The organism is Shewanella sp. 492 (assembly GCF_059338445.1).
Genome location: NZ_CM181702.1, coordinates 3660433 through 3686252 on the forward strand (window position 1 = coordinate 3660433; position 25820 = coordinate 3686252).

Here is a 25820-nt window from a genome sequence, read left to right on the forward strand (position 1 = left end):
TTCGCCATACTCAACAAGCGCGCACACATAAACAGAACAACTCGATGCGCTTACTTTCACTTACGGATAACTATGGAATTGCAGATGGACTCACACTTTAAATCTCCGGTCGACATGTTGCAGCATTGGGTCGATCTTTATGGCGACAGCACCTACCTAAGACAACCCATCAACGGCCAATACGTCGACTTTAGCTGGCGAGAAGTACAGCAAAAAATGCAGCAAATTGCTGGAGCGCTGCGTCACCTCGGCCTGCAGCCAGGTGAAAAGATTGCCGTCTTATCGAAAAACTGCGCCGAATGGTTTATTACCGATCTGGCATTAATGCATGGCGGCTATATCAGCGTCCCCATTTACCCAACGGCAAACGCCGATACTATTCGCTATGTGCTAGAACACAGCGAAGCCAAAGCTATTTTCATTGGTAAACTCGATTACTGGGCCGATCAAGAAGCTGGCGTCGGTGGTGATATCCTCCGCATGGCGATGCCCTATGACACCATGCCCGCGCAATACCAATGGAACAGTCTACTCAAATTGGGCCAGCCATTAATCGACGCACCGGTTATCACCCCAGATAAGATAATGACCATCATCTACACCTCCGGCTCTACCGGTAAGCCTAAAGGGGCGATACAAACATTCGCCAGTTTTGAATGGACCTGTAAAGCTGTGGTGCGCGATCTTAAAACCGATGTAGAAGACCGACTGCTGTCGTACCTGCCACTGGCACACATTACCGAACGAGTGGCGATGGAAGGCTCCTCATTTTATTCTGGCAGTTGTGTGGCCTTCGTAGAAAGCCTCGACAGTTTTGTCGACGATGTTAAGCGTGCCAGACCCACGGTATTTTTCTCCGTGCCAAGACTTTGGAGCCTATTTCAGAAAAACATTATCGATAAAATTGGCTATAGCAAACTGAATTTTTTACTAAAAATCCCTATTATCAGCAGTATCGTTAAGCGAAAAATTCGCCAAGGATTAGGGCTTGAACACTGTAATCTACTGGGATCGGGTTCGGCGCCAATTCCACCTTCACTGATCACTTGGTATCACAAGATAGGCCTCGATATTTGCGAAGCGTGGGGCATGACTGAAAATAGCGCTTACTCCATCATTAACCACCCTTTCAATGCGAGTAAAATTGGTTCTGTCGGCCGCGCCGTAGAAGGCTGCAGCATAAAACAAGCCGACAATGGTGAGCTGTTAGTTAAAAGCCCAGGCCTAATGAGTGGCTATTATAAACAGCCCGAAACCAGTGCCAGTAGTTTCGATGCCGATGGCTATTTCCACACCGGAGACTTATGCGCTATCGATGCCGAGGGTTATGTGACCATCACCGGGCGAGTTAAGGACAATTTCAAAACCTCTAAAGGCAAATATGTGGCTCCAGTCCCCATTGAGCGTAAGTTGGCCCAAGATCCTCATGTTGAGCTGATCTGCATCATAGGCTCGGGCTTACCGCATCCTATCGCCTTAGTGCAACTGTCTGAGGGTGCTGCCATGCAGCCTAAAGAGGAGATCCGCACTTCTCTCAAAGCCACACTCGACAGTGTGAATCCGCATCTAGAGTCTCACGAAACCGTCGATGCCATAGTGGTCGTCAGTGAGCCTTGGGATATCGACAACGATGTGCTCACGCCGACACTCAAGATCAAACGTCATGTACTTGAGGAGCGATTTAGCGCCAAAGTCGATGGGCTGCGCGGCGGTAAAATCCGCTGGGAAGATGAGCTTTAAGCCCTTAGACAGAAATTAATCGGTGTAACAGCTAAAAGCACGTCTAAGACGTGCTTTTTTACTATTAATTTAACCGCTTATCTTAAATAAAATTTAATCTTGGCAGTGCAAAATTTTAGTTGCCTTCCGAGTGTTAAAGCCTATCCTTGCCGCCTAACGTTTATTGGAGGTAACCATGTTGACTTTATTAGCCATTATCGGTGGTTTTATTATCCTAACCGCAGGGGCAGAAGCCTTGGTACGCGGTGCTAGCTCGGTGGCATTAAAGTTAGGAATTGCACCTTTAATCATAGGATTAACTATTGTTGCATTCGGTACTAGTGCACCTGAACTGGCTGTAAGCCTTAAATCTGCATTAGCTGGCAACCCAGGTATCGCCATTGGTAATGTTATCGGCTCTAACATCGCCAATATTGGCTTGATCTTAGGTATCACTGCCCTTATTCGGCCAATACAGGTACAGACGCAAATGATCAAACGGGATATCCCTATCATGATCGGTGCCAGCCTACTGTTTTGGGGGTTAATTAGCGATGGCGATGTCAGCCTGCTCGATGGTGCACTGCTCACTGCACTGCTGGTGGCCTATTTAGGCTTTAGCTATATCAGCAGTAAAGGGGAAGGAGCCGACGATATTCCAGGTTCGAGATCAGTGCATCCGCTATTAGCGACTCTGCTCATCGCCATAGGCATCAGCATGCTGGTTGGCGGTGGTATGCTGTTTGTCGATGGCGCGGTGACACTGGCGCAGCAATTTGGGGTTAGCGAACTCATCATCGGCCTGACCATAGTCGCGATAGGCACCAGCATGCCAGAACTGGTGACATCGGTGGTTGCGGCCCGTAAAGGCGAAAGCGATATCGCCATCGGTAATGTTGTTGGCTCTAACCTTTTTAATATATTGGGTATTTTAGGTGTTACCGCACTTGTACACCCTATCACCTCAGGTGGCTTACAGGTTATCGATATGAGCGTGATGCTGGCGCTGGCGCTGATCTTACTGCCCGTGGCGTGGACAGGCTTGCGTATTGGCCGCCGCGAAGGCGCTTTACTGCTAGTGGCTTACCTTGCCTACATGGGTTATCTCATTAATAGCGCCATGGGATAAAGCGGCTAAAGGAGCTGCCTTAAACAAGGCAACCAAACCCAATAGCTCAACAAATAGACCTAGGCAAGAGTCCTAGGTCTATTTGCATTTGCCTCACCCCTCTCACGCTTCACCACGCATTCCTTTTCCCTCGGACTGTCACCAGCCCACTGCACGCCAATTTGACTAAGATTGCGTTCAGAGTAAACTCTGATAATATATGTATATATTTACAGTGATTGAGCCAATAGTGGTTTAAATGACTCAATGAATCAAATGGGTATAAAGCGTGGATAGACTCGATCTTATGGCTGTTACAGAGCTAAAAGGCGTTGCGATTAAAATGGCGCAGCGGCTAGAGAAGCTCGGCATAAAAACAGTCCAAGATCTCCTATTTCATCTGCCACTGCGCTACGAAGACCGCACCCAGATATACCCGATTGCCGCGCTTTACCCCGGTAGCTATGGCACCATCGAAGCCGTAATTCAGTCATCGCAAATTATTCAAGGCCGCAAACGTATGCTCACCTGCACCGTACGCGATGACAGCGGCATGATGACCTTACGCTTCTTTAATTTTTCCGTCGCCCAGCGTAACGGTTTAGAAAATGGGGCCACTATTCGCGCCTATGGCGAAGTGCGCCGCGCTAAACATTCGGTAGAGATCATCCACCCTGAATATAAGCTCATTCATGGCGCCAGCGATGCAGGGCTCAGTGAAACACTTACCCCTATCTACCCCACGACCGAAGGGCTAAAGCAAGCCAGCTGGATAAAATTGACCGACCAAGCCTTGTCACTACTCGACAGTGGTGCACTCGCCGAGTTATTACCGCCAGCACTGCGACCTAATCAAATGTCGCTCATCGAGGCCCTCAAATTACTGCATCGGCCACCCACAGGCACCGATCCTTTTACGCTCGAACAAGGCACACACCCGGCGCAGCAGCGCTTGATCCAAGAAGAACTACTGGCCCACAATTTGAGTATGTTACGGCTAAGACAACGTAGTCATCGCGATACGGCCGTATCGCTCGCGGGGAGCGGCCAACTGATCAATCCGTTTTTAACCACACTACCCTTTAGTCCAACTGGAGCCCAGCAACGTGTGGTGGCAGAGATCAAGAGTGATTTACGCCAGCAACATCCAATGATGCGCTTAGTGCAAGGCGATGTGGGATCGGGAAAAACCTTAGTTGCCGCATTGGCAGCGCTACAAGCGATTGAGAGCGGCTATCAAGTCGCCATGATGGCGCCCACCGAACTACTGGCAGAGCAACATGCCAATAACTTTGCCACTTGGTTTGAGCCACTGGGATTAACCGTGGGTTGGTTAGCGGGCAAGCTCAAAGGTAAGGCGCGCAGCCAATCTTTGGACATGATAAAAAGCGGTGAGGCCCATATCGTTATCGGTACCCACGCGATTTTTCAAGACAAGGTCGAATTTAATAACCTAGCCCTGATCATTATTGATGAGCAGCACAGGTTCGGCGTGCACCAGCGACTGGGGCTACGTGAAAAGGGGATCAGTCAGGGCTTTCATCCACATCAATTAATCATGACAGCCACGCCTATCCCGCGCACATTAGCCATGACCGCCTACGCCGATTTAGACACCTCTATTATCGACGAACTACCGCCCGGCAGAACCCCTGTGACCACGGTGGCGGTATCCGATAGCAGGCGAGCCGAAGTGATTGAGCGAGTGCGCCAAGCCGCGCTGCAACATAATCGCCAAGCCTATTGGGTCTGCACCCTAATTGAAGAGTCGGAAGTGTTAGAGTGCCAAGCGGCCGAAGACACCGCAGAGGAACTCAAGCAGCAACTACCAGAGTTGGCGATAGGCCTGGTACATGGGCGGATGAAGCCCGCAGAAAAACAAGCCATTATGGCCGACTTCAAAGCAGGGATAATTCAATTATTGGTTGCCACGACTGTGATTGAAGTGGGCGTCGATGTGCCCAATGCCAGCTTAATGATCATCGAAAATCCCGAACGCTTAGGTCTAGCACAGTTGCATCAGCTCAGGGGACGTGTTGGCCGTGGCGCCATTGCCAGTCACTGTGTCCTCATGTATAAGGCGCCGCTGTCGGCAACTGCGACTAAGCGCTTAGGCGTACTGCGTGACAGTAATGATGGTTTTGTTATCGCGCAGAAAGATCTCGAAATACGCGGGCCGGGTGAGGTCCTAGGCACTAAACAAACTGGTCTTGTCGACATGAAAATCGCCGATCTTATCCGCGATCAAGCCTTGATCCCCAATATCCAAAAACTGGCGCAACACGTGATGCAGCAGGCTCCCGATAATGTCGATGCCATCATCACGCGCTGGCTCGGGAACAGGCAGCAATATGTACAAGCCTAATCAGTGCTATAACTTGGGTTATACCCTCTGTTGAAGTTAAATATTTTTTATTTCAGTCAACTTCACTAGACAAGTCGACTGAATTTTGCAGAATGAAGAGAGGCTGTGTTGGCCGCTCCTACACACGAGCTATTTTTCAAGGAACTCACATGCAAGTCAGTCAAGAAGATAGAATTGCCCCGCAAGAAAAACGTGGTGGTGCCAGCGCGCTAACGATTGCTGTTGTGGTGATTTTGCTGATCGTGGCCGCTGGCGCTTATTATTTCTTTGACAGCAAAGAAACCCAATCTGAGCCAGAGCAACCAACGGCTGTGACCTTGCCCGAAATCGTCCCCGAGCAGCCGTTACCCACCGATGCCAATCTGCCAGAGCCCGAAGCTGAGCCTGAGCCCGTTGTTGAGCCGCCTGTAGCGGAAGTCACAACGCCACAAGTTGAGCCCATCCCCACGCTCGCTGACAGTGATAGTTATGTGACCGCTAAAACACTCGACGTCGCTAACGGCATGAAAATCGACCCTATTTTAGTTGAAAAAGATATCATCAGACACTTTGTGGTGTTCGTCGATAATATCGCCCAAGGGGAGTTAGCCCGCAAAGTCAGTCCACTTAAGGCGCCCAAGAGCCAGTTTACGGTTTCAGATGTGAGTAATAAAACATACCTAAACCCAGATAGTTACCACAGATACGATCTCTACGCCGACTTTATTAGCAATCTTGATGAGCAGCAACTCGTCACCACCTATGAACAGTTAACGCCACTACTTAACCAAGCGTTTGAGGAGCTCGGTTACAGTAATGGCAGCTTTAACGAACGCATGATCGACGCCATCAACGTGATGCTTGCTGCACCCATTATTGAACAAGCGATTGAGCTCAATAGCGTTAGCGTTAACTATAAGTTTGTCGATCCACAGCTAGAATCGTTACCCAATGCACAAAAATTGATGATCCGCATGGGCCCCGAAAACAGCAAAAAAGTCAAAATGGCGTTGCGTAAGCTGAAAAAACAACTGCAAGAGTAGTCACAGCCAACACCTAAAAAAACCGCCTCATTTGGCGGTTTTTTTACTGTAACTAGCACAGCATGTTATCTAGCTGTACGCACCATAATCATCACCATAACAGGGCAACATCGACATAGCGCAAATCGTGCTTTTTCTCTACATATCGGTGTACAATGGCACAATTGATGCGGCGTAAAGCCCATTCCCCTGTTATGGAAAACGCAGCCGTATGCTGCAGATTGAGGCAAAGCAGTGCAGTTAACCTATAGGATCCAGTCGTCAGGTGCTTGGTCACCTCGCTACCAACAGATAGCCGATTGGCAACAATGGCCTCAGTCGCTCGGCGATGAAAATGATCTGGCGAGTACACCCAAACTGTCTCAAATACCTGCGATGCAGCGTCGACGCTTTAGCAAGCTGACCAAAATGCTGCTCGATGCGGCATTTCAATGTGATGCCCCTGATCAATGCCGCACTATTTTCGCTTCGCGTCATGGCGAGCTTAACCGCACCGTCGAACTCCTCGAAGATATTGTGCAAGAACAGCCCATTTCCCCCATGGGCTTTAGCCAATCGGTACATAATACTGCTAGCGGTATCTTTAGTATTTTGACCCATAACCGCGCCCCCTCAACCTCTATCGCCGCCAGCGAAACTACGCTGGAACAAGCTCTTATTGAGGCTTATGGCCAGCTTTGTGAAGATAATAGCGATCTGCTGCTGGTGTTTGGCGATGAGCCAGTCTCTGATGTGTATAAAGAGTTCACCCATGAACCTGAGCTGCCTATCGCTATCGCGCTGCAATTGTCGCTGCCAACGCCTGACTCGCCACCGGCCATGTTACTGCAATTACACACCCAACCCAGCGCCCAACAGTATCTCGATGCGCCACCCTTAAGTTATGGCCAGCTGCTCCATGCTATCGCCTGCAAACACCCCCTATATGGGCGTTTAAACCGCTTCATCTGGCAACTCTCCCATGGCTAGCACAACAGGCACAGGTTTACACTCACTGGCCTATATTCCGCGCTGGTTAGCAGGCGTCAGTTGTTATGTGGCTTTCGGCCTCGGTGGTTTATTGCTCTCTTTGACTGTGATCCCTGTGCTAAGGATATGCTCAAGCAATCCACAGCAACGTGCCGCGCGCGTGCAGCGCACAGTTCATAGGATGTTTGGCGGCTTTGTCACCTTGCTCACTTGGGCTGGGGTAATCAAAGTGACCTGCCAAGATCTGCATCGCCTAAATGGCGCTAAGGGCAAAGTGATTATCGCCAACCATCCCACACTGGTGGATGTGGTGGTGCTTATTAGCCTGATGCCCAATGTGGGCTGTATCGTTAAGCAAAGCTTGTGGCGTAACCCGCTTATACGGGTCGTGCTTTCTAGCGCCGGCTATATCCCTAATCGCGGTGCTGATCTACTCTTAAAAGATTGCCAAGCGATGTTGCGTCAGGGCACTTGCCTAATCATCTTCCCCGAAGGCACCCGTACTCAACAAGGAGCCATCATCAACCCATTTGCGCGCGGGGCGGCCAATATCGCCCTGCGGACAAAAACAGACCTGATCCCAATTGTATTGCGCACCAATGCCGTTGGCCTCACCAAACAGCAGCCTTGGTATGAAATACCTCGCCAAACCATAGGCATGCATGTGGAAGTAGGCGAAACCATTGCCCATATCGGGTATGATGCTGGCCCAGGCGGCGAAGCCAAGATGGCGCGTCAACTGACTCGAGATCTTGAAAACTATTATAAACAACAATTTGATAATAATTATGAGCTTACAAAACGAAATTAAACAACTGATCATTGATTGCCTCGATCTTGAAGACGTCAGCATCGACGATATCGACACCGACGCTCCCCTTTTTGGTGAGGGCTTAGGCTTAGACTCGATAGATGCACTAGAACTGGGCTTAGCGATAAAGAAACAGTTCGATGTAAAAATTGAAGCCAACTCCGAAGCGACCAAGGCACACTTTTTCAGTGTGGCCAGCTTAGCCGACTTTATTGAATCACAGCGCGCGTAGGGGGTTACATGCAAAATCGTCAACAGATCCTCGACATGCTGACAAACATTTTGGTCGAAGAGTTCGAAATTGAAGCACAAGATATTACCCCTGAGGCCTCATTATATGACGAGCTCGATCTCGACAGCATAGATGCGGTCGATTTGGTGATTAAACTGCAACAACTTACGGGCAAGAAGATTAAACCCGATGAGTTTAAAGCGGTGCGCACGGTCGATGATGTCGTATCTGCCATCGAAGGACTCGTTAAGCAGTAATGCGCCTGATAATACAAGTAATTAGCACCCTACTGTTATTGGGCTACCCCATAGCCGTATATTTTGGGCTGCATTACTTGCCACCGGGCGTGATTGCGTTAAGCCTATGCCTGCTGCTGGTGGCGCGCTTAGCCATTCAACAACAGCGCGTCAAGGCGATGGCCCTGCCGCTACTGGCTGGTATAGGCTTGACCGCTGGCAGCTTTATTGCCAAGCGTAACGACTGGCTACTCTACTATCCTGTGGTGATCAATCTAACTATGTTGGGGTTGTTTGCTTATTCGCTTAAACACGGCCCCAGCATGATAGAGCGTCTGGCGAGGTTGAAAGAGCCTAAGTTGCCTGACGCGGCGATCCCCTATTTGGCCAACGTCACCAAACTCTGGTGCGGGCTATTTATTGTTAACGGCGTAGTGGCCTGCTATACCGCTCACTACACCAGCTTAGCAACCTGGACCCTGTACAACGGTCTCATCGCGTATCTGCTTATTGGGCTGCTACTCGGTGGGGAATGGCTATATCGAACACTGTGGTTAACAAAGTCATGACAGAGCTATTAAAAACTTGGCTGTCTCAAGGCCCCTCGAGCCAGCAACTTATCAGCTTCAATCACCACGACATCGTCACGGGTAGCGCATTTACCGCCCAAGTGGCCGCCCTGTATGCTAGCTTAAGTGAGCAACCCGCCAAGCGCTGGTTACTGGCAAGCGACAGTAGCGATCTCTTCGCCATAGGGTTGTGCGCGGGGTTGCTTGCGGGTAAACAATTGATCTTACCTAGCAATACCCAAGCAGGCACCTTGAGTGAACTGACCCACGAGTTTGACGGCATCTTGTCCGACAGTTGCCTGTGTGAAGGAAAGTTGATGTTGACGCTCAAAAAAGAGCACTCTGGCGCCGAATCTCACTGGCCGTCCCTTGCAGATAACGCTGTCGTGGGTGAACTGGTGCTCTTTACCTCAGGCAGCAGCGGCCAACCCAAAGCCATCACCAAGACCCTAGCCCAGCTCGATGCCGAAGTCAGCGTACTGGAACAAACATTTGCGGCGCACCTGCCCCATTGCAGCGTGATATCGACAGTGTCACACCAACATATTTACGGGCTCTTGTTTAAAATTCTCTGGCCACTCGCCGCCAGTCGCCCTTTCCTGAGCGATCTGGTGGAGTACCCAGAAACCTTAACCTATTACACTAGCTTATTTCCTAACTTATGTTTGATCAGTAGCCCGGCGCAACTGTCGCGACTTCCCGAAGCACTCGAGCATCAGCCACAGCTGCATTCGCCCAGCTTAGTCTTTAGCTCTGGCGGGCCGCTCAATTTCCAAGCGGCAGCAGAAATAGCCCACTGCTATGGCAAACCGCCGATTGAGGTGTACGGCAGCACTGAAACCGGTGGCATCGCTTATCGCCGTCAAAGCGCCGACAATCAACCTTGGCGCATTTTTGCCTCACACCAGATTAAGCAAGATGCAATCGATGGCGCGCTGCTGCTCAAATCACCTTATCTGGACAATGGCGACTGGCTAAAATGTGACGATAAAGTCAATCTTGTCAGCGACAGCGAGTTTCACCTGCTGGGTCGACTCGACCGTATCGTCAAAATTGAAGAGAAGCGTATCTGCTTGGTGCAGATGGAGCAGTTACTAGAACGCCACCCCATGGTGTCTCAGGCCATGTTAATGGTATTGGAGCAGCCACGCATGCAGCTTGGCGCGGCCATCGTACTATCGGCTCAGGGGAAAAAGATGCTTAATAATGAAGGTAAGTTGGCGGTGAATAACCAACTCAAAGCCCACCTGTTAACCCAGTTTGAGCGGGTCACTCTGCCCAAGCGCTGGCGCTATCCTGAAGTGCTTGAGCTGACCCCGCAGGGCAAGCGTGATAATCAACGATTAATCGAGTTATTTAGCCATGATTAAGTCCAGTTTACCGCCCATTATCGGTAAGACCACACTCGCCGATGGCGTCGAATGGCACCTCGATATTACGGCAACCCTGCCCTATTTCGACGGCCATTTTCCACAGCAAGCCGTGTTACCCGGGGTGACTCAGTTAGATTGGGCGGTGCAACTCGGCGCGCACGAATTTGGCTATGAAGCACAAGTCGACAGCCTTGAAGTACTAAAATTTCAGCAACTTATATTGCCTAGCAGCCAAGTGTTTCTCAAAATCAGCCTCAATGCCAGCAAACATAAGCTCACCTTTGCCTATTACGATGGCGACAAACGTTTTGGCTCGGGTCGTATCGCCCTGAGCGGCGCTAAACTCGAGGAGAGCGCCTGATGCAATTAGCGTTAGTCATTCCTAATTACAACCATCAACAGGCGATTAAGCAGACCCTTGATCGCTTAGCGCCGCTGGCTCTGCCCTGCTATCTAGTTAATGATGGTAGTAACGATGAGACCCGCTACCTCTTAAGCCAATTAGCCGAGCAATATGATTGGGTTACCCTATTGCATCACCCTTATAATCGGGGCAAGGGAGCCGCGGTCACCACGGGACTCAGGGCGGCTTACGCCGATGGTTTTAGCCACGCCTTGCAAGTCGATGCCGATGGTCAGCATGATTTGGACGATATTCCGGCCTTTATCGAGCACGCCAAAGCCCAACCAGAGGCGGTGATTTCCGGCCAGCCGCAATACGATGACTCTGTGCCTAAAGGCCGTCTCTATGGCCGCTATATCACCCACTTTTGGGTTTGGGTCGAGACCTTAAGTTTTGAGATAAAAGATGCCATGTGTGGCTTTCGCGTCTATCCGCTGACGGCGACAGAGCGACTATTTTTAACCGAGGCGCTAGGCGAGCGCATGGACTTTGACATCGAGATCTTAGTCAAACTCTATTGGCAAGGCACACGTATCGTGCACCTGCCCACCAAGGTGATTTATCCAGAAGATGGTAGCAGCCACTTCCAAGCGGTACGGGATAACCTACGCATCTCAGCCCTGCATACCAAACTGTGTTTCACCATGCTCAAACGCCTACCTAAGCGACTGCAGCGCCAGCCCGAGCCACAACAAGCCAGACACTGGTCGCGCATCAGCGAACGCGGCAGTTATTGGGGCATCAAGCTGCTCGCAAGTAGCTATAAGATTGGCGGCCACTGGTTATGCCGCGCCATTATGTATCCGGTGATCGGCTATTTCTTTCTCACTGGCAGCAGCGCACGAGCCGCCTCTTTGCAATTTTTACAGCAAGTTAAAAGCGTTGAACCCCAACACCCCCAACTCAAGGGCAAGATAGGGTGGCGCCATAGCTTAAAACACTTCATCAGCTTTGGTAATGCCGCCTTAGACCGTATCGATGCCTGGTGCAATCGGCTGCAAATAAGCCAAGTAGACTTCGCGAACCGCGAGCTGCTCAACCAACAAATTGAACAGGGGAAAGGCGCGGTATTGCTGGCCTCACACTTAGGTAACATAGAGCTGTGCCGAGCGATATCCAGCCACCAGCACAAGATTAAAGTCAATGTGATGGTGTTAACCGAGAACGCCGAAAACTTCAATCGGGTACTTAAACAACTCAACCCGGACAGCGCACTAAACCTTATCCAAGTGAGCGAACTGGGCCCCACCACCTCCATGCTGCTGCACGAAAAAGTCGCCCAAGGAGAGTTAGTGGTTATCGCAGGCGATCGCACCTCATCGCGCAGCGAAGGCCGAGTCGTTTACGCCCCCTTTATGGGTAAACCTGCGCCATTTCCTCAGGGGCCCTTTATTTTGGCAGGGTTACTCGACTGCCCCGTATATTTAATGTTTTGCTTGCGAGAGCAGGGCCGCTATCGCGTCTATTTAGAACACTTTAGCGACACCCTTAAAGGGCCACGCGCCGGACGCATGCAACGCCTAGAGCAAGCCATTGGCCGCTACAGCGCAAGGCTTGAATACTACGCACGGCGCGAGCCACTGCAGTGGTTTAACTTTTTCGATTTTTGGCGCAAGGATGACGAGCACCTGCGCGCGGCGAGTGTAACTCGCCCCTCAACCGCTAACAGGACAGATAAATAGATGACGCAACCCGCAGTAAACCTCATTGAGTTCGGCCAACGCTCATTGACGCTAGAAGAGGTGGTGGCCATTGCCAAAGGCGCTCAGGCCAAACTCAACCGCCACCCAGATTACCAAGAGTCGATTCAAAAAGGCGCCCGCTTTATCGACAGCCTACTGGCCGAAGAGGGCGTGGTTTATGGTGTCACCACAGGGTATGGCGACTCCTGCACTGTTGCCGTGGGGCTGGACTTGGTCCATGAGCTGCCGCTGCACTTGTCACGCTTTCATGGCTGCGGACTCGGCGACACTTTCAGTGAAATGCAGGCCCGCGCGGTAATGGCGTGCCGGCTCAACTCGTTGGCACTGGGTAAGTCTGGGGTGAGTTATGAGCTGTTGCAGCGCATCGAAACCTTGCTCAATCTTAATATTATTCCCGTTATCCCCCAAGAAGGTTCGGTCGGCGCCAGTGGCGATCTTACCCCGCTCTCCTATTTAGCGGCGGTATTGGTCGGCGAGCGCGAGGTGTTTTATCAAGGCAAGCGCCAAGCGACAGCCCAGGTGTACGCCCAGCTATCCATCACGCCGCTCACCTTACGCCCCAAAGAAGGGCTCGCGCTGATGAACGGCACCGCGGTAATGACGGCGCTGGCTTGCCTTGCATACGACAGAGCCCAGTATTTAGCCCGCCTGACCAGCCGCATTACCGCCATGGCCTCGTTAACGCTTAAGGGCAACGCGAACCACTTCGATGAGATACTGTTTGCCGCCAAGCCACACCCAGGGCAAAACCAAATTGCCACTTGGATCCGCGCCGATTTGAATCACCATGAACATCCACGCAACTCTGCTCGCTTACAAGATAGATACTCTATCCGCTGTGCGCCTCACATTATTGGCGTATTGCAAGATGCCCTGCCGTTTATGCGCCAGTTTATTGAGACCGAACTCAACAGTGCCAACGACAACCCCATTGTCGACGCCGAAGGTGAGCATATTCTCCATGGCGGCCACTTCTATGGCGGCCATATCGCCTTCGCCATGGACTCGATGAAAAACACAGTGGCGAACCTTGCTGACCTTATCGATCGCCAGATGGCCTTGGTGATGGACCCCAAATTTAACAATGGCTTACCGGCTAACCTGTCGGGGGCCACCGGCCATCGCCGCGCCATTAACCATGGCTTTAAAGCGGTGCAAATTGGCGTGTCAGCCTGGACGGCCGAAGCGCTAAAAAACACCATGCCCGCCAGCGTCTTTTCACGCTCGACCGAGTGTCACAACCAAGATAAAGTCAGCATGGGCACCATTGCCGCACGTGACTGCATGCGGGTATTACAGTTAACCGAACAAGTCGCGGCCGCCGCCTTGCTCGCCATGACTCAAGGCATTCATTTGCGGATAAGCCAACAAGAGTTATGCCAAGCATCCTTGACCCCATCGGTGGCGAAAACCCTGCAACAGGTGAGCGCTGACTTCGACTTTTTAAGCGAAGACCGACCGCTAGAGCAGGTATTACGCCAAACGGTCGATAAAATACAGCAAGGGTTATGGGAAGTGTGCCACTAAGGAATGATGCCGATGAAAGCCATATTGACAACCGAAATGGACATGCTGATCCCCTTCCATGATGTCGACTCCATGGGGATCACTTGGCACGGTAACTACCTGCGCTATTTTGAGGTGATCCGCTGTCAGCTGCTGGATAAAATTGATTATGGCTATCGCAAGATGCAAGAGTCAGGCTATGGTTGGCCCATTGTGGATCTGCAGATCAAATACGTGCAGCCCAGCACCTTCGATCAAAAGGTGAAGCTCACCGCGTCACTGGTCGAGTGGGAAAACCGCATTAAAATCACCTATGAAGTCCGCGACCTCGCCAGCAACAAGCGTTTGACCAAAGGCTATACCATTCAAGCGGCGGTCGACATGCGTGACCAGCAGCTGTGCTTTGTGACCCCAGAGTGTTTTCGCGACAAGATTGCACATCTGCTCGACAGCTGCGGAGACTAGCCATGGCCACCTCAAGCCGCTACCTTTGCGCCCTCTTGCTGGGCTTAATCCTCAGCACACCAAGCTATGCCGAGCAGGTGAGTCCTGCTGCCGATAGCACCTTTATCAGCCTGTTTGCCACGCCAGCGGATAAGCTCGCCCTGCAGCAACTGGCCGAGCAGCTCAGCAGTGGCGACACGGCTCAAGGGCAATTTACTCAATATCGCTACTTAACCGTGCTGCAACGCCCGCTTGTCAGCCATGGCGAATTTGTATTTCAAAGTGACTTAGGTTTGGCTTGGGTGCAGCTGCGCCCGTTTGCCAGCACCTTAGTGCTGAGCCAAAACACCTTGGTGCAGATCGACAGTGACGGTCAGCGTCAGGTCAATCGAGCCGATGACAATCCCCAAGCACAAGCCTTAGCACGCACGATTCCCCTATTGATGAGTGCCTTGCTGCGTGGCGACATAGCGCCGCTCAGCCAGCAATTTAGCCTGCATCTCATCCAAGAGGCCAGTGGCTGGCAACTCGGTTTGATCCCCAAAGATCCCATGCTAGCGCAAGCGCTGCCCAAAATGGTGATGCAGGGGCAAACCCAAATAAAGTCACTCACCTTACTTAATAGCAATGGCGATCGTAGCCTCATTGAGTTTGAGCAGATAAGTGAGCAACCATTATCACCCCAACAACGGGCGCTATTTGGCACCGACAATTTTGGCACCGACAATGATGCCGACAACCGGCCTGACGCGCGCCGATGATCGCCCTTCTCGCACGTCAACTCGACCGTCTATCGGCCAACAGTAAGCTGTGTATGTGGTTGCTGCTACTGGGGACGATGTTCGTCTTAGGCGCAGTGCAGCTGCAACAAGGCGCTAAGCTGCAAAGCGATATTTTGGCCATGCTGCCAACATTACAGCAAGATGCGCTCACACAAGCGGCCATCGACCGGGTTGAGCAGCAACTCAGCGACCGTATCTATATCGGATTAGTGGCTGACACTCAGATTCAAGCTATCAGCGCCGCAAAGCGGCTCATGCAGGCACTGGCGCAACATCCAAACAGTTTTACCGACATCAGCAGCGCTAATAGCGATAGCGCCAACGCGTTTAATCACTTTTACTTTGCCCATAGGTTTAAGCTACTCACCGAGCTGCAGCGTAACTTGCTCAGCCAAGGTCAGCTAGACAAATTAGAGCAGCAAGCACTCGCCCAACTCTACAACGCCTTTGGTTATGCCAATAGTGCGCTGCTGAGCCAAGATCCACTGCTGCTGTATCCCGCTAACCTACAAGCCTTAGCGCCAAGCCAACAACTGCAAAGCGCGCAAGGGATCTTGCTTAGTACCCAACAAGAGGCGTCAGGGAAGACTCGCTACGGGGCCATAGTGATGGCTAAAGGCGTAGGCAGCGTTTTTAATCCTAACGCCCAGCAACAACAGATAACCGCCTTAGATGCCTCCCTCAGCCAGTTAAGCATGACTGGCGACATCGAGGTGCTCAAAGCGGGGGCTCTGTTGCATGCCAGCGCCGCAACAACCCAAGCCAAACAGGAGATCTCAACCTTAGGAGCCGCCTCACTTATCGGGGTAATTGCACTCGTGTGGTTGGCGTTTCGCTCGATTTTCCCATTAGTGATAGCCAGCCTAACGATCGCCACCAGCTTGCTGTTTGCCTGCGTGACCACCTTGAGTGTGTTTGGCGAGCTACACCTACTCACCTTAGTGTTTGGCACCAGCCTGATTGGGATCGCCATCGACTACAGCTTTCATTTTTATTGTGAGCGCCTCAGCCAACAACAGGCGGCAACGCCTGCAGTCAATGCGGTGTTTCCAGCGGCATCTTTGGCCATAATGACCACAGTGCTAGCGTACCTTGGCATTGGTTTAACGCCATTTCCGGGCATGCAACAGGTCGCCATCTTCTGCGCGGCTGGATTAATCGGCGCCTACCTGACATTACTGCTGGCCTATCCCAAATTAGCCAATAGCCCACTTAAACCCAGGCCGAGCACCTTGGCATTGGCTCAGAGTTACTTAACGCGATTAGCCTTGCTGCACCGCCGCCTGCGCAGCAAAGGGGCAGCGCCACTGGCGCTAATGATGTCGCTACTCTGTCTGTGGGGGCTGCTGCAACTGACCACAGATGATGATATTCGTAACCTACAACTGAGCCCGCTTGAGGTCGTGCAGCAGGAGCAGCGCCTGCGTCAGTTGCTCAGTGGCGGCACCGATAATCAATTTATCTTGGTCAGGGCCCAAGGCGCGCAGCCGTTATTACAACAACTCGAGCAACTTGATGAGCCGCTCAAGCAACTGCAGCAGCAAGGCGTGATTGGCAATGCGATTAATTTGGCCAGCTATATTCCTAGCCATCAAAAACAGCAACAGGCGTATCAACTACAAGGCTTTATTTATCAAGATATTGAAACAGTTCTGGGCAGACTAGGGCTCGACCTAGGCTTAGCCCCAAGCCTGCGCCAACAATACCGAGACAGTGCCAGTTTACTGATTGAACCCGACGCCTTTTTGGCGTCACCCGCTGGCATATCGCTCGCCCCGCTCTGGTTAAGCCCAAGCGGTACCGATCCTACGCCGCAATATGGCGCCATCGTATTGCTCGGCGGCATTACCGATCTGGTGGCGCTGCAAGCGAGTATTGCACCGTTCACTCAGGTAGAGCTGGTGGATAAAGTTGCCGATATCTCCAGCGTGATGGCCAAATACCGCGGCCTCACCTTAGCCTTGTTGGCACTGGCGCTGGTGCTGGCCGCGTTGATTTTCTCGCGGCGATTTGGCATCAAGCTGGCGTTATGGATCACCGCGGTGCCTGCATTGGCGGCGTTATTGACCCTAGCAACGCTTGGGCTGCTAGGGTCACCACTGACCTTATTTCATGCCTTGGCACTGATTTTGGTATTCGGGATCGGGGTCGACTACAGCCTATTTTTCGCCGAAACCCAACAGGGTGAAGGGGTGATGATGGCGGTGTTTATGTCGGCCTGCTCCACCTTAATGGCCTTTGGCTTATTGGCATTTAGCCACACGCCAGCAATACACTATTTCGGCTTAACCCTATTATTGGGTATCGCATTCACCTTCGTGCTTGCGCCCCTCATTTACACTTTCACAAGGATAGACAAGTGACCGACTCAACCCATGCTAACGCACCACTCACAGGCCATTATGATGTTGTCATCATAGGTGCAGGCCCTTCGGGAAGCGTCGCAGCCAGCCTACTGCATCAGCAAGGCAAGCGAGTCTTGGTGATTGAAAAGCAGCATTTTCCGCGCTTTTCTATTGGTGAAAGTTTACTGCCTTGTTGTATGCAGGTGTTAGAAGAAGCCAACATGCTAGCGGCGGTTAATCAGGCGGGTTACCAATTTAAAAATGGCGCCGCCTTTAATTGGCAAGGCCGCTCGACCATGTTTGATTTTACCAACAAATTCACCCCAGGTCCCGGCACCACTTATCAAGTCGAGCGCGGCCATTTCGACAAATTATTGGCCGACACTGCCGCTAAGCAAGGGGTTGAGATCCGCTATGGCGACACGGTAACTGCCGTTGACTTATCGGCGACGCCGACGCTCACCATTGTCGATAGCGCCCAACACACCTATAAAATCAGCGCCGAGTACCTGCTCGATGCCAGTGGCTACGGCCGAGTGTTAGCGCGCCTATTACAGTTAGAGCGCCCCTCGAGCTTACCTAGCCGCACCGCCATTTTTACCCATATCGAAGACAATATCGATAAGGTTGAGCTGAGCGATCGCCCATTCAATCGCAATAAAATCTTAATTAGCGTGCATCCTGATAATCGAGATATCTGGTACTGGCTGATCCCCTTTAGTAATGGCCGCTGCTCACTGGGCGTAGTGGCAGAGCCTCACCTATTGGGCGACTTAGAGACCGATGCTAGCAGCATATTGATGCGCTTGGTGAACCAAGAGCCGTACTTAAAACAGCTACTGGCCAAGGCCAAGATTGTCAGAGAATGTGGCCGCCTAGCGGGCTATTCGGCCAACGTCAGCACGCTGGCAACCGACAAGTTTGCTCTATTAGGCAACGCGGGGGAGTTTCTCGACCCGGTGTTTTCCTCTGGGGTCACCATCGCCATGCAATCGGCGTCAATGGCAACGCGCTGCATTGTCAGGCAGCTAGAGGGGGAAAGCGTTGACTGGCAAGCCGAGTATGCCACGCCACTCATGCGCGGCGTCGATACCTTTCGCACCTATGTGCAGGCATGGTATGACGGCCGTTTTCAGGACGTGATTTTTTATGAGTCGCCCAACCCCAAAATCAAACAGATGATTAGCGCGATTTTGGCTGGTTACGCTTGGGATGAAAACAACCCCTTTGTGACAGAGTCTGAGCGGCGACTCAATATGATTGTCGAGCTATGCCAATGACCGCAGTTAAGCGCCTAGGTTTTACGCTAAGCGTATTTATCGTGTTTGCCCTTAGCGGATGTAGCCAACATCTGCAGCGGCAAACCTGTATGCCGCTAGCCAGTGAGGTCAGCTACTGTTTAGCGCCGCTGCTCAATGAGCCACCCCGCAGCCAAAGCCAGCAGGTTAACTTAAGCATCACAGGCAATCGGCACCAATTATTGAGCCAACTCGAACTCAGCCCGCAGCAGCTGACCTTGGTCGGGCTCGCGCCACTGGGGCAAGCGCTATTTACCTTAACCTTCGATGGTCAGCGACTCGACAGCCAACAAAGCCGCATACTCGGCGAGCAGTTTAAAGCCGAATACCTGCTGGGGTTACTGCAACTTATCTATTGGCCCACCGACACGGTTAATCGCCATTTACAAGGCGCGACAATGACTACAGTTAAATGTGATGCGCCGCTGTGCCGCAGGCTTTATGCTAACGATAACGAGGTCAACATTATTGATATTCGCTATAGTCAGCCACAACCATGGCAAGCTCAGGTGGAGCTGGCGGTTATCCCAGCGCAACTAACACTGCACATAACGCCGGTTGAGTAACCTAATGCCACTCTCACAAACCATAAGAACCAACATGATGACAGAGATAGCAATCACCCATTTAGGCTTATGTACCCCACTGGGCCAGACTCAAGAGCAGGTATTACAACGCCTGCTCGATGGTGATACCCAAGGGATGCAGTGGCGGGAAGATCTGATCCCCCAGCAGCGGGTATTAGTCGGCACCATCGCAGAGCCCTTGCCGGCCATCCCAGAGGTTTATCAGCGCTTCGACTGTCGTAACAATCAATTACTCTTGGTGGCCGCCATGCAGATTGAGGCACAAGTGGCACAAGCTAAAGCCCTGTATGGCGCCGATCGCATTGGCATTATTTTAGGCACTAGCACCTCGGGTATCGCCAAAGGCGAAAAGGCACTGGCTTATCGCGCGGCGCACGGAGTACTGCCCGATGATTACCTCTATTCCAAACAAGAACTGGGCAATAGCTGCGACTTTTTACAACACTATTTTGACCTTAAAGGGCCATGCTATACGGTATCGACGGCTTGTTCATCCAGCGCCAAGGTGTTTGCCAGTGCCAAGCGCTTATTGGCCGCTAACCTGTGCGATATGGTGATTGTTGGCGGCGCCGATAGCCTGTGTAAATTGACGTTAAATGGCTTCTATTCGTTAGAATCTATCTCTAAAGGTCACTGCCAACCCTTTAGCGCCAACCGCGACGGCATCAATATTGGCGAAGGGGCGGCGCTGTTTACCCTGATCAGAGGCCGCGCCGATGTGATGCTTGCCGGTGTGGGAGAGTCGAGCGACGCACATCATATGTCGGCGCCTCACCCTGAGGGACTTGGCGCCATCGCCGCTATCGAAATGGCGCTTAACCAAGCCAATATTAGCGCCAAACAGATCGACTATATTAATCTGCACGGCACCGCGACTATCAAAAATGATGCCATGGAAAGCCGAGCATTAACCCAAGTGTTTGCCGATGACTTACCTTGGGTCAGCTCCACTAAACCTTTAACAGGCCACGCCCTTGGCGCAGCGGGTGCCATCGAGGCGGCCTTTTGTTATTTACTCTTATCAGCCAGTAACCCAAGTGGACGCTTACCGCCGCAGTTGGGCGATCAGCAGTGGGACGATAGCAATCCGCCACTGCGCTTTGTCCCCGCTCACAGCGATAATGCCCATGCGCGCACGCTACACTATGTAATGAGTAATTCTTTTGCTTTTGGTGGCAGTAACGCCAGCGTTATTTTTTGCCGCCCCGAGATGTAACCCAATGAACCAGAGCAACACCCACAACCCAAACTACCCATTAGCGTTGCTCGATGTGGCCGATTATCTGCCCCATCGCGCGCCCATGATCTTGATCGACCGGCTGCTTGAGCATCAGCCAGACACCTTGCTAAGCGAAGTATTTATTCAACCTGGCAGTCCCTATTTTGATGACAATACCCAATCGGTGCCCAACTATGTGGGAATAGAATATATGGCGCAAAGCATCGCCGCGCTTGCGGGAATTGAAGCCGCCGCCAAGCAGCAACCTATCCGCGTCGGATTTCTACTGGGCACCCGTAAACTCCAGCTGCACATTAAGGCGTACCAACTGGGGCAGCGTTACCAGATCAGGGTCAGCCGCCTATACCAAGAGGAGAGCGGACTGGCGGTGTTTGACTGCCAAATTCTGCAGCAAGATACCCTTGTGGCGACGGCCAATGTCAATGTATTTCAGCCGCAAGACACACAAGCCTATATCGCTCAAAGCAGCCAAGACAACAGGGAAGATAACTCATGAACAAACGCGTATTAGTCACCGGCTCTAGCCGCGGAATAGGTAAAGCCATCGCCCTCAAACTGGCGGCCAATGGTTTTGATATTGCGCTACATTTTCACCGCAATCAAGATGCCGCTAACGCCACCCAAGCGCAGTTGCAAGCCTTGGGCGCACAGGTCAGTTGCCTGCAATTTGATGTGGCCGATCGCGCTGGCGTCAAGGCGGCCATTGAGGCCGATATCGCGCAGCACGGCGCCTATTATGGCGTGGTGTTAAATGCCGGCATTAATTGCGACACCGCCTTTCCCGCCATGAGCGAGCAAGAGTGGGACAGCGTGGTGCACACCAATCTCGACGGCTTCTATAATGTGATCCATCCCTGCACCATGCCGATGATCCAAACCCGTCAAGGCGGGCGCATTATCACCATGGCGTCTGTATCTGGCATTGCGGGTAATCGCGGCCAGGTCAATTACAGCGCCTCTAAAGCGGGGATTATTGGTGCAACCAAGGCGCTTAGTTTAGAGCTGGCGAAACGTAAAATTACCGTTAACTGTATCGCGCCGGGTCTTATCGAAACCGACATGGTGACCGATATTCCAAGCGATATGGTTAAACAGCTGGTGCCGATGCGCCGCATGGGCACGCCGGCAGAAATCGCTGGGCTGGCGAACTTCTTAATGTCTGAAGACGCCGCCTATATCACCCGTCAGGTTATTTCAGTTAATGGTGGCATGATTTAATGACAAGCTCGACAAGACGCGTAGTGATCACCGGAGTCGGTGGTGTGAGTGCATTGGGCCACGACTGGCCAACCATTGCCAAACGGTTGCAGGCACAACAAAATTGTGTGCAGCGCATGGATGAGTGGGACAAATATGACGGTTTAAATACGCGCCTCGCCGCCCCCGTCAGCGACTTCGATAACCCTGCTCACTATTCACGTAAAAAGATCCGCGCCATGGGACGCGTCGCTATCATGGCGACATGGGCTAGCGAAAAAGCCTTGATCGATGCCAATCTACTGGACGATCCTGTGGTGAGTTCTGGCGCCATGGGCATCGCCTACGGCTCATCGACGGGCAGTACCGATCCACTCATCGCCTTTGGTGACATGCTGAAAACTGGCGATATGTCTGGCGTCACCGCCACCAGTTATATACGCATGATGGCCCATACTACCGCGGTCAATGTGGGGGTGTTTTTTGGTTTAAAAGGCCGAGTGCACACCACCAGCAGTGCCTGTACGTCGGGCAGCCAAGGTATAGGTTATGCTTATGAAGCGATCAAATTTGGTCTGCAAGATCTGATGTTAGCTGGCGGCGCCGAAGAGCTTTGTCCAACCGAAGCTGTGGTGTTTGATACCCTGTTTGCCACCAGCACTCAAAACGATCAGCCCAGCATGACGCCGCGCCCTTTTGATAGCGATCGCGACGGGCTGGTTATCGGTGAAGGTGCCTGTACCTTAGTGCTAGAAGAGCTTGAACACGCTAAGGCACGCGGCGCGAAAATTTACGCCGAACTGGTGGGCTTTGGCACCAATGCCGATGGGTTACATGTGACTCAGCCCAATGCCGACACCATGGAAGTGGCTATCCGCTTGGCATTAAAAGATGCTCAGCTCGCGCCCGCTGCCATAGGCTATGTTAACGCTCACGGCACGGCCACCGATCGCGGTGATATTGCCGAAACCCAAGCAACTGAAGCAGTATTTGGTCAGCAGATGCCTATCTCGTCGCTCAAAAGCTACACTGGCCACACGCTCGGGGCGTGCGGCTCGCTAGAGGCTTGGTTAACGATTGAGATGATGAATGCGGGGTGGTTTGCGCCGACGCTAAACTTGCAGCATGTGGATCCGGCCTGCGGCAAACTCGATTATATTAAAGATGGCGTTCGCCACCTAGAAACAGATTATGTAATGAGTAATAACTTTGCCTTCGGCGGGATCAATACTTCACTGATCTTTAAGCGCTGGCTAGGCTAACGACAGTAATGCCGTAAAGAACAGTGCCGTAATGAAAATGGCGTAACCTAGGTTACGCCATTTTCATATACGGGCAAGGCAGCCACACAGCCTGCGAGCTTATCTGAGCGAATTAAGCGAATTAAGCGACCAGCTGCTTAATCTCTTGCTGCGCCTGCTGTATTCCTTGCTCTGCAGCATCAGGACCCATATTGAGCGCTTCGGCGTAAACGGTATCGACATTTTCAATACCAATAAAGCCTAATACCGTCTTAAGGTAAGGTACCACATGGTCAGTCCCTCCGGCTTTATGCACCCCACCACGGGTGGTGACGAGTATGGCCCGTTTGCCTTGGAGCAAGCCTTGAGGCCCGGTATCGGTATAGGTAAAGGTGATCCCAGCGCGGGCGATCAGATCGATCCAGTTTTTCAGCTGTGTCGGAATGCTAAAGTTGTACATGGGCGCAGCGATGATCAGCGTATCATGTGCCTTAAGCTCGGCAATCAGTTCATCAGACAGTGCAACCGCGTGCTGCTGCTTGTCTGACAGATTGTCAGCACCTCTTAGCGCGAGTGCAATGTCACCGTCAAGCACAGGTAATGTTTGCTCGGTTAAATCACGCACCGTGACCTGAGAGCTCTGTGCCTGCAACTGTTGCAGCAACTCATCAACTAACTTAGCTGACTGAGAATACTCACCTAAAATACTCGACTTTAACACCAATACACTCGCCATAAATCACTCCAACACGGACTAAAGATGGAGCATTATAAATTTCAATTAATCGAAACTAAAGCGCATAAAATGCGACACAACAATCGATAAAATCGAATAATCTAACAGCTTTGCCAGTCCCAGATCAGCGACGCCATATTAAATCAGCAAAAGCTAAACAATATCGCATTGATTTTATTTGATTAATAAATAAACAACGCAATGCGGCATTTTTTTATGCATCTTGTTGTGATCTTGTGATGATCCCCAGCCGTAGATAGCTGATGTTAATCAACTGTTATAGAGGATGGATGCATGAAACGGATATACCCTGCGATACTACTCAGTACAAGCGTCATATTTGGTCTAAGCGCATGTAATGACGATGATGACGATATTATCAAGTTACCTGAGCCCGTACTTGAAACACAGGTTCGCGTGATCCATGCTGGCGTCGATGCTCCCAAGGTGAACGTCAATGCCAACGGCGCCGCGTTACTCACTGACGTCGATTATGCCGTCTCTAGTGGTTTTATTACGGTGCCTGTTAATACCTATGCCATAGGTGTCGATGCCCAATTGGCCGATGGATCAGTGCTTGAGGTATTAACCGCCGAGCTCGATGCCATGGCAGAGATGCAATACACCGCCGTCGCCGTAGGTAAGGTGGCTGACGACACGCTGCAGCTCAAGCTTATCGCCAATGCGGTCAGTGACATCGCCACCGATTACGCTCGCGTGCAAGTATTGCATGGTGCATCAGATGTCGGTTTAGTGGATATTTATGTCACCGCACCGGGGGCCGATATCACAACTCAGGCGCCCACCTTGTCGGCCAACTTCCTCGATGCCAGCGATCAACTTGAGATCTTAGCTAGCGATTATCAGATCCGCATCACCGCTTCTGGGCAAAAAACGCCGGTGTTTGATTCGGGCACAGTCCCATTGCAAGCCGGTAATGATTACCTAATCAGCGCCATCCCTAATGCCGCCACGGGTGATTCACCTGTAGCACTACTGGTCGCGTTAGATGATGCACAGGTGGTGCTACAAGACACCATGACGGGCAGTGATGTGCGAGCCATTCATGCAGTAGCTGATGCCCCTGCGGTCGATATCTTTCTCGACGGCGCGGCCACCCCTGCGGTTGATATGCTTAGCTTCAGCGAATTGACCAACTACCTTAATGTGCCTGAGGGCGACCATACCGTTACCGTGGCTGCCGATGCAGACAACAGCGTGGTGGTGATTGATGCCGCGCCAGTGACGCTAACACAAGGGGCTAGCTATAGCGTACTGGCGGTAGGCTCGTTAAGCGGTAGTGATATTGCGCCATTAGTGGTGATGGAAGATCGTCGCCGAGTCGCAACTGAGGCCAAACTCAATATTATTCACGCCTCCTTTTCGGCGGGTAATGTGGATATCTACCTCACTCCAGACAGTGACATTACCGCTGCCACGCCAGCGCTAAGCAATGTGCCATTTAAAGCCACATCTGGCAGTTTGTCCGTGCCTGCTGGCGACTATGTGGTCACAGTAACAGGTACTGGCAGTAAAACGGCGGCCATTGGGCCACTCGATGTTACGCTTGCGGCGGGTAACCTCTACGGCGTAGCCGCGGTAGATGCCGTTGGTGGTGTCGCTCCACTTGGGGTAATTTTGATGGATGACTTTGTGCCAGCGCTTTAGTAACAGCGCCTAAGTGACAGCCATTTAAATTGCCACGCTTTGGGTATAGCAGGTTAAATCAAAGCGTTGCGCTAACCCTAGTATTTCACCGCCGCAATCATGATTGATGAGGTTAATCACCACAGCGCCTAATATAGGCGCTGTTTTTTATCAATATCAAAGTGTCTCTATCTCAACCCCTTTTTGCCTGACTAGATGAGACAAATTAGGGTGTCACTGCCATTTTCTGGTATTCTCTGCATTATTAAAAATGACCTGAATGCATA

Annotated in this window: 24 protein-coding genes; 23 read left to right on the forward strand and 1 reads right to left on the reverse strand. The window is 51.6% G+C overall.

Annotated features, from left to right (window positions below; genetic code table 11):
* Window positions 1–84: 84 nt before the first annotated feature.
* The 22 genes from AC5YBX_RS16085 (at window position 85) to AC5YBX_RS16190 (ending at window position 23171) form a co-directional block, all read left to right on the forward strand.
* Entirely contained in the window at window positions 85–1740 is a 1656-nt protein-coding gene (locus AC5YBX_RS16085; protein ID WP_494524042.1) for an AMP-binding protein, read from the forward strand.
* 175 nt (window positions 1741–1915) lie between these two features.
* Complete coding sequence (locus AC5YBX_RS16090; protein WP_494524043.1) at window positions 1916–2848, forward strand: calcium/sodium antiporter; 933 nt, start codon at window positions 1916–1918, stop codon at window positions 2846–2848.
* Between the two features lie 268 nt (window positions 2849–3116).
* Window positions 3117–5192 (forward strand): ATP-dependent DNA helicase RecG, encoded by a 2076-nt coding sequence (gene recG / locus AC5YBX_RS16095; RefSeq protein WP_494520700.1) that lies wholly within the window; start codon window positions 3117–3119, stop codon window positions 5190–5192.
* Window positions 5193–5341: 149 nt separating this feature from the next.
* Complete coding sequence (locus tag AC5YBX_RS16100; protein WP_494520699.1) at window positions 5342–6214, forward strand: DUF3014 domain-containing protein; 873 nt, start codon at window positions 5342–5344, stop codon at window positions 6212–6214.
* 234 nt (window positions 6215–6448) lie between these two features.
* Complete coding sequence (locus AC5YBX_RS16105) at window positions 6449–7183, forward strand: beta-ketoacyl synthase chain length factor (RefSeq protein ID WP_494524044.1); 735 nt, start codon at window positions 6449–6451, stop codon at window positions 7181–7183.
* Entirely contained in the window at window positions 7176–7994 is an 819-nt protein-coding gene (locus tag AC5YBX_RS16110; RefSeq protein WP_494520697.1) for a lysophospholipid acyltransferase family protein, read from the forward strand. Before AC5YBX_RS16105 ends, AC5YBX_RS16110 begins: the two co-directional genes overlap by 8 nt.
* On the forward strand, window positions 7972–8226 hold the full coding sequence (locus tag AC5YBX_RS16115) for a phosphopantetheine-binding protein (RefSeq protein ID WP_110457601.1): 255 nt from the start codon (window positions 7972–7974) through the stop codon (window positions 8224–8226). The genes AC5YBX_RS16110 and AC5YBX_RS16115 overlap by 23 nt, the downstream gene beginning before the upstream one ends.
* A gap of 8 nt (window positions 8227–8234) precedes the next feature.
* Window positions 8235–8483, forward strand: a complete 249-nt coding sequence (locus tag AC5YBX_RS16120) for an acyl carrier protein (protein ID WP_494520696.1) — start codon at window positions 8235–8237, stop codon at window positions 8481–8483.
* Window positions 8483–9031: a COG4648 family protein gene (locus tag AC5YBX_RS16125; RefSeq protein ID WP_494520695.1), complete on the forward strand. Its 549-nt coding sequence runs from the start codon at window positions 8483–8485 to the stop codon at window positions 9029–9031. Before AC5YBX_RS16120 ends, AC5YBX_RS16125 begins: the two co-directional genes overlap by 1 nt.
* A complete protein-coding gene (locus AC5YBX_RS16130; protein ID WP_494524045.1) occupies window positions 9028–10401 on the forward strand; it encodes an AMP-binding protein in 1374 nt (457 codons plus the stop codon). Before AC5YBX_RS16125 ends, AC5YBX_RS16130 begins: the two co-directional genes overlap by 4 nt.
* Window positions 10394–10765 carry an ApeI family dehydratase gene (locus AC5YBX_RS16135; RefSeq protein ID WP_494520694.1) on the forward strand — a complete coding sequence of 124 codons (372 nt, stop codon included), beginning with the start codon at window positions 10394–10396 and terminating at the stop codon, window positions 10763–10765. The genes AC5YBX_RS16130 and AC5YBX_RS16135 overlap by 8 nt, the downstream gene beginning before the upstream one ends.
* Window positions 10765–12489, forward strand: a complete 1725-nt coding sequence (locus AC5YBX_RS16140) for a glycosyltransferase family 2 protein (RefSeq protein ID WP_494524046.1) — start codon at window positions 10765–10767, stop codon at window positions 12487–12489. The genes AC5YBX_RS16135 and AC5YBX_RS16140 overlap by 1 nt, the downstream gene beginning before the upstream one ends.
* Window positions 12490–14037 (forward strand): HAL/PAL/TAL family ammonia-lyase, encoded by a 1548-nt coding sequence (locus AC5YBX_RS16145; protein ID WP_494524047.1) that lies wholly within the window; start codon window positions 12490–12492, stop codon window positions 14035–14037.
* 12 nt (window positions 14038–14049) lie between these two features.
* The gene (locus AC5YBX_RS16150) at window positions 14050–14481 is read left to right on the forward strand and encodes an acyl-CoA thioesterase (protein WP_494520691.1); all 432 of its coding nucleotides are present in this window, start codon (window positions 14050–14052) and stop codon (window positions 14479–14481) included.
* A gap of 2 nt (window positions 14482–14483) precedes the next feature.
* Window positions 14484–15221: an outer membrane lipoprotein carrier protein LolA gene (locus AC5YBX_RS16155; RefSeq protein ID WP_494524048.1), complete on the forward strand. Its 738-nt coding sequence runs from the start codon at window positions 14484–14486 to the stop codon at window positions 15219–15221.
* Window positions 15218–17605: an MMPL family transporter gene (locus tag AC5YBX_RS16160; RefSeq protein ID WP_494524049.1), complete on the forward strand. Its 2388-nt coding sequence runs from the start codon at window positions 15218–15220 to the stop codon at window positions 17603–17605. The genes AC5YBX_RS16155 and AC5YBX_RS16160 overlap by 4 nt, the downstream gene beginning before the upstream one ends.
* Window positions 17602–18867 (forward strand): NAD(P)/FAD-dependent oxidoreductase, encoded by a 1266-nt coding sequence (locus tag AC5YBX_RS16165; protein ID WP_494524050.1) that lies wholly within the window; start codon window positions 17602–17604, stop codon window positions 18865–18867. Before AC5YBX_RS16160 ends, AC5YBX_RS16165 begins: the two co-directional genes overlap by 4 nt.
* Window positions 18864–19451: a DUF3261 domain-containing protein gene (locus tag AC5YBX_RS16170; RefSeq protein ID WP_494524051.1), complete on the forward strand. Its 588-nt coding sequence runs from the start codon at window positions 18864–18866 to the stop codon at window positions 19449–19451. Before AC5YBX_RS16165 ends, AC5YBX_RS16170 begins: the two co-directional genes overlap by 4 nt.
* A 34-nt stretch (window positions 19452–19485) precedes the next feature.
* Window positions 19486–20688, forward strand: coding sequence for a beta-ketoacyl-[acyl-carrier-protein] synthase family protein (locus tag AC5YBX_RS16175; RefSeq protein ID WP_494524052.1), 1203 nt, complete (start codon window positions 19486–19488; stop codon window positions 20686–20688).
* 4 nt (window positions 20689–20692) lie between these two features.
* The gene (locus tag AC5YBX_RS16180; RefSeq protein ID WP_475515112.1) at window positions 20693–21208 is read left to right on the forward strand and encodes a hotdog family protein; all 516 of its coding nucleotides are present in this window, start codon (window positions 20693–20695) and stop codon (window positions 21206–21208) included.
* Window positions 21205–21930, forward strand: coding sequence for a 3-ketoacyl-ACP reductase FabG2 (locus AC5YBX_RS16185; RefSeq protein ID WP_110457615.1), 726 nt, complete (start codon window positions 21205–21207; stop codon window positions 21928–21930). The genes AC5YBX_RS16180 and AC5YBX_RS16185 overlap by 4 nt, the downstream gene beginning before the upstream one ends.
* A complete protein-coding gene (locus tag AC5YBX_RS16190) occupies window positions 21930–23171 on the forward strand; it encodes a beta-ketoacyl-ACP synthase (protein WP_494524053.1) in 1242 nt (413 codons plus the stop codon). The genes AC5YBX_RS16185 and AC5YBX_RS16190 overlap by 1 nt, the downstream gene beginning before the upstream one ends.
* Before the next feature lie 121 nt (window positions 23172–23292).
* Here the strand turns inward: AC5YBX_RS16190 and AC5YBX_RS16195 are convergent, their stop codons facing one another.
* Window positions 23293–23886: an FMN-dependent NADH-azoreductase gene (locus AC5YBX_RS16195; protein ID WP_494520684.1), complete on the reverse strand. Its 594-nt coding sequence runs from the start codon at window positions 23884–23886 to the stop codon at window positions 23293–23295.
* A gap of 294 nt (window positions 23887–24180) precedes the next feature.
* On the opposite strand from AC5YBX_RS16195, the gene AC5YBX_RS16200 reads away from it, so the two are divergent.
* Window positions 24181–25554 carry a DUF4397 domain-containing protein gene (locus tag AC5YBX_RS16200; protein ID WP_494524054.1) on the forward strand — a complete coding sequence of 458 codons (1374 nt, stop codon included), beginning with the start codon at window positions 24181–24183 and terminating at the stop codon, window positions 25552–25554.
* Window positions 25555–25820 lie beyond the last annotated feature (266 nt).

Coding starts and splice junctions, on each gene's coding strand:
- AC5YBX_RS16085 (WP_494524042.1), top strand. CDS start 85: ATGGACTCACACTTTAAATCTCCGGTCGACATGTTGCAGCATTGGGTC.
- AC5YBX_RS16090 (WP_494524043.1), top strand. CDS start 1,916: ATGTTGACTTTATTAGCCATTATCGGTGGTTTTATTATCCTAACCGCA.
- AC5YBX_RS16100 (WP_494520699.1), top strand. CDS start 5,342: ATGCAAGTCAGTCAAGAAGATAGAATTGCCCCGCAAGAAAAACGTGGT.
- AC5YBX_RS16110 (WP_494520697.1), top strand. CDS start 7,176: ATGGCTAGCACAACAGGCACAGGTTTACACTCACTGGCCTATATTCCG.
- AC5YBX_RS16115 (WP_110457601.1), top strand. CDS start 7,972: ATGAGCTTACAAAACGAAATTAAACAACTGATCATTGATTGCCTCGAT.
- AC5YBX_RS16120 (WP_494520696.1), top strand. CDS start 8,235: ATGCAAAATCGTCAACAGATCCTCGACATGCTGACAAACATTTTGGTC.
- AC5YBX_RS16125 (WP_494520695.1), top strand. CDS start 8,483: ATGCGCCTGATAATACAAGTAATTAGCACCCTACTGTTATTGGGCTAC.
- AC5YBX_RS16130 (WP_494524045.1), top strand. CDS start 9,028: ATGACAGAGCTATTAAAAACTTGGCTGTCTCAAGGCCCCTCGAGCCAG.
- AC5YBX_RS16135 (WP_494520694.1), top strand. CDS start 10,394: ATGATTAAGTCCAGTTTACCGCCCATTATCGGTAAGACCACACTCGCC.
- AC5YBX_RS16140 (WP_494524046.1), top strand. CDS start 10,765: ATGCAATTAGCGTTAGTCATTCCTAATTACAACCATCAACAGGCGATT.
- AC5YBX_RS16145 (WP_494524047.1), top strand. CDS start 12,490: ATGACGCAACCCGCAGTAAACCTCATTGAGTTCGGCCAACGCTCATTG.
- AC5YBX_RS16150 (WP_494520691.1), top strand. CDS start 14,050: ATGAAAGCCATATTGACAACCGAAATGGACATGCTGATCCCCTTCCAT.
- AC5YBX_RS16155 (WP_494524048.1), top strand. CDS start 14,484: ATGGCCACCTCAAGCCGCTACCTTTGCGCCCTCTTGCTGGGCTTAATC.
- AC5YBX_RS16160 (WP_494524049.1), top strand. CDS start 15,218: ATGATCGCCCTTCTCGCACGTCAACTCGACCGTCTATCGGCCAACAGT.
- AC5YBX_RS16170 (WP_494524051.1), top strand. CDS start 18,864: ATGACCGCAGTTAAGCGCCTAGGTTTTACGCTAAGCGTATTTATCGTG.
- AC5YBX_RS16175 (WP_494524052.1), top strand. CDS start 19,486: ATGATGACAGAGATAGCAATCACCCATTTAGGCTTATGTACCCCACTG.
- AC5YBX_RS16180 (WP_475515112.1), top strand. CDS start 20,693: ATGAACCAGAGCAACACCCACAACCCAAACTACCCATTAGCGTTGCTC.
- AC5YBX_RS16185 (WP_110457615.1), top strand. CDS start 21,205: ATGAACAAACGCGTATTAGTCACCGGCTCTAGCCGCGGAATAGGTAAA.
- AC5YBX_RS16190 (WP_494524053.1), top strand. CDS start 21,930: ATGACAAGCTCGACAAGACGCGTAGTGATCACCGGAGTCGGTGGTGTG.
- AC5YBX_RS16195 (WP_494520684.1), bottom strand. CDS start 23,886: ATGGCGAGTGTATTGGTGTTAAAGTCGAGTATTTTAGGTGAGTATTCT.
- AC5YBX_RS16200 (WP_494524054.1), top strand. CDS start 24,181: ATGAAACGGATATACCCTGCGATACTACTCAGTACAAGCGTCATATTT.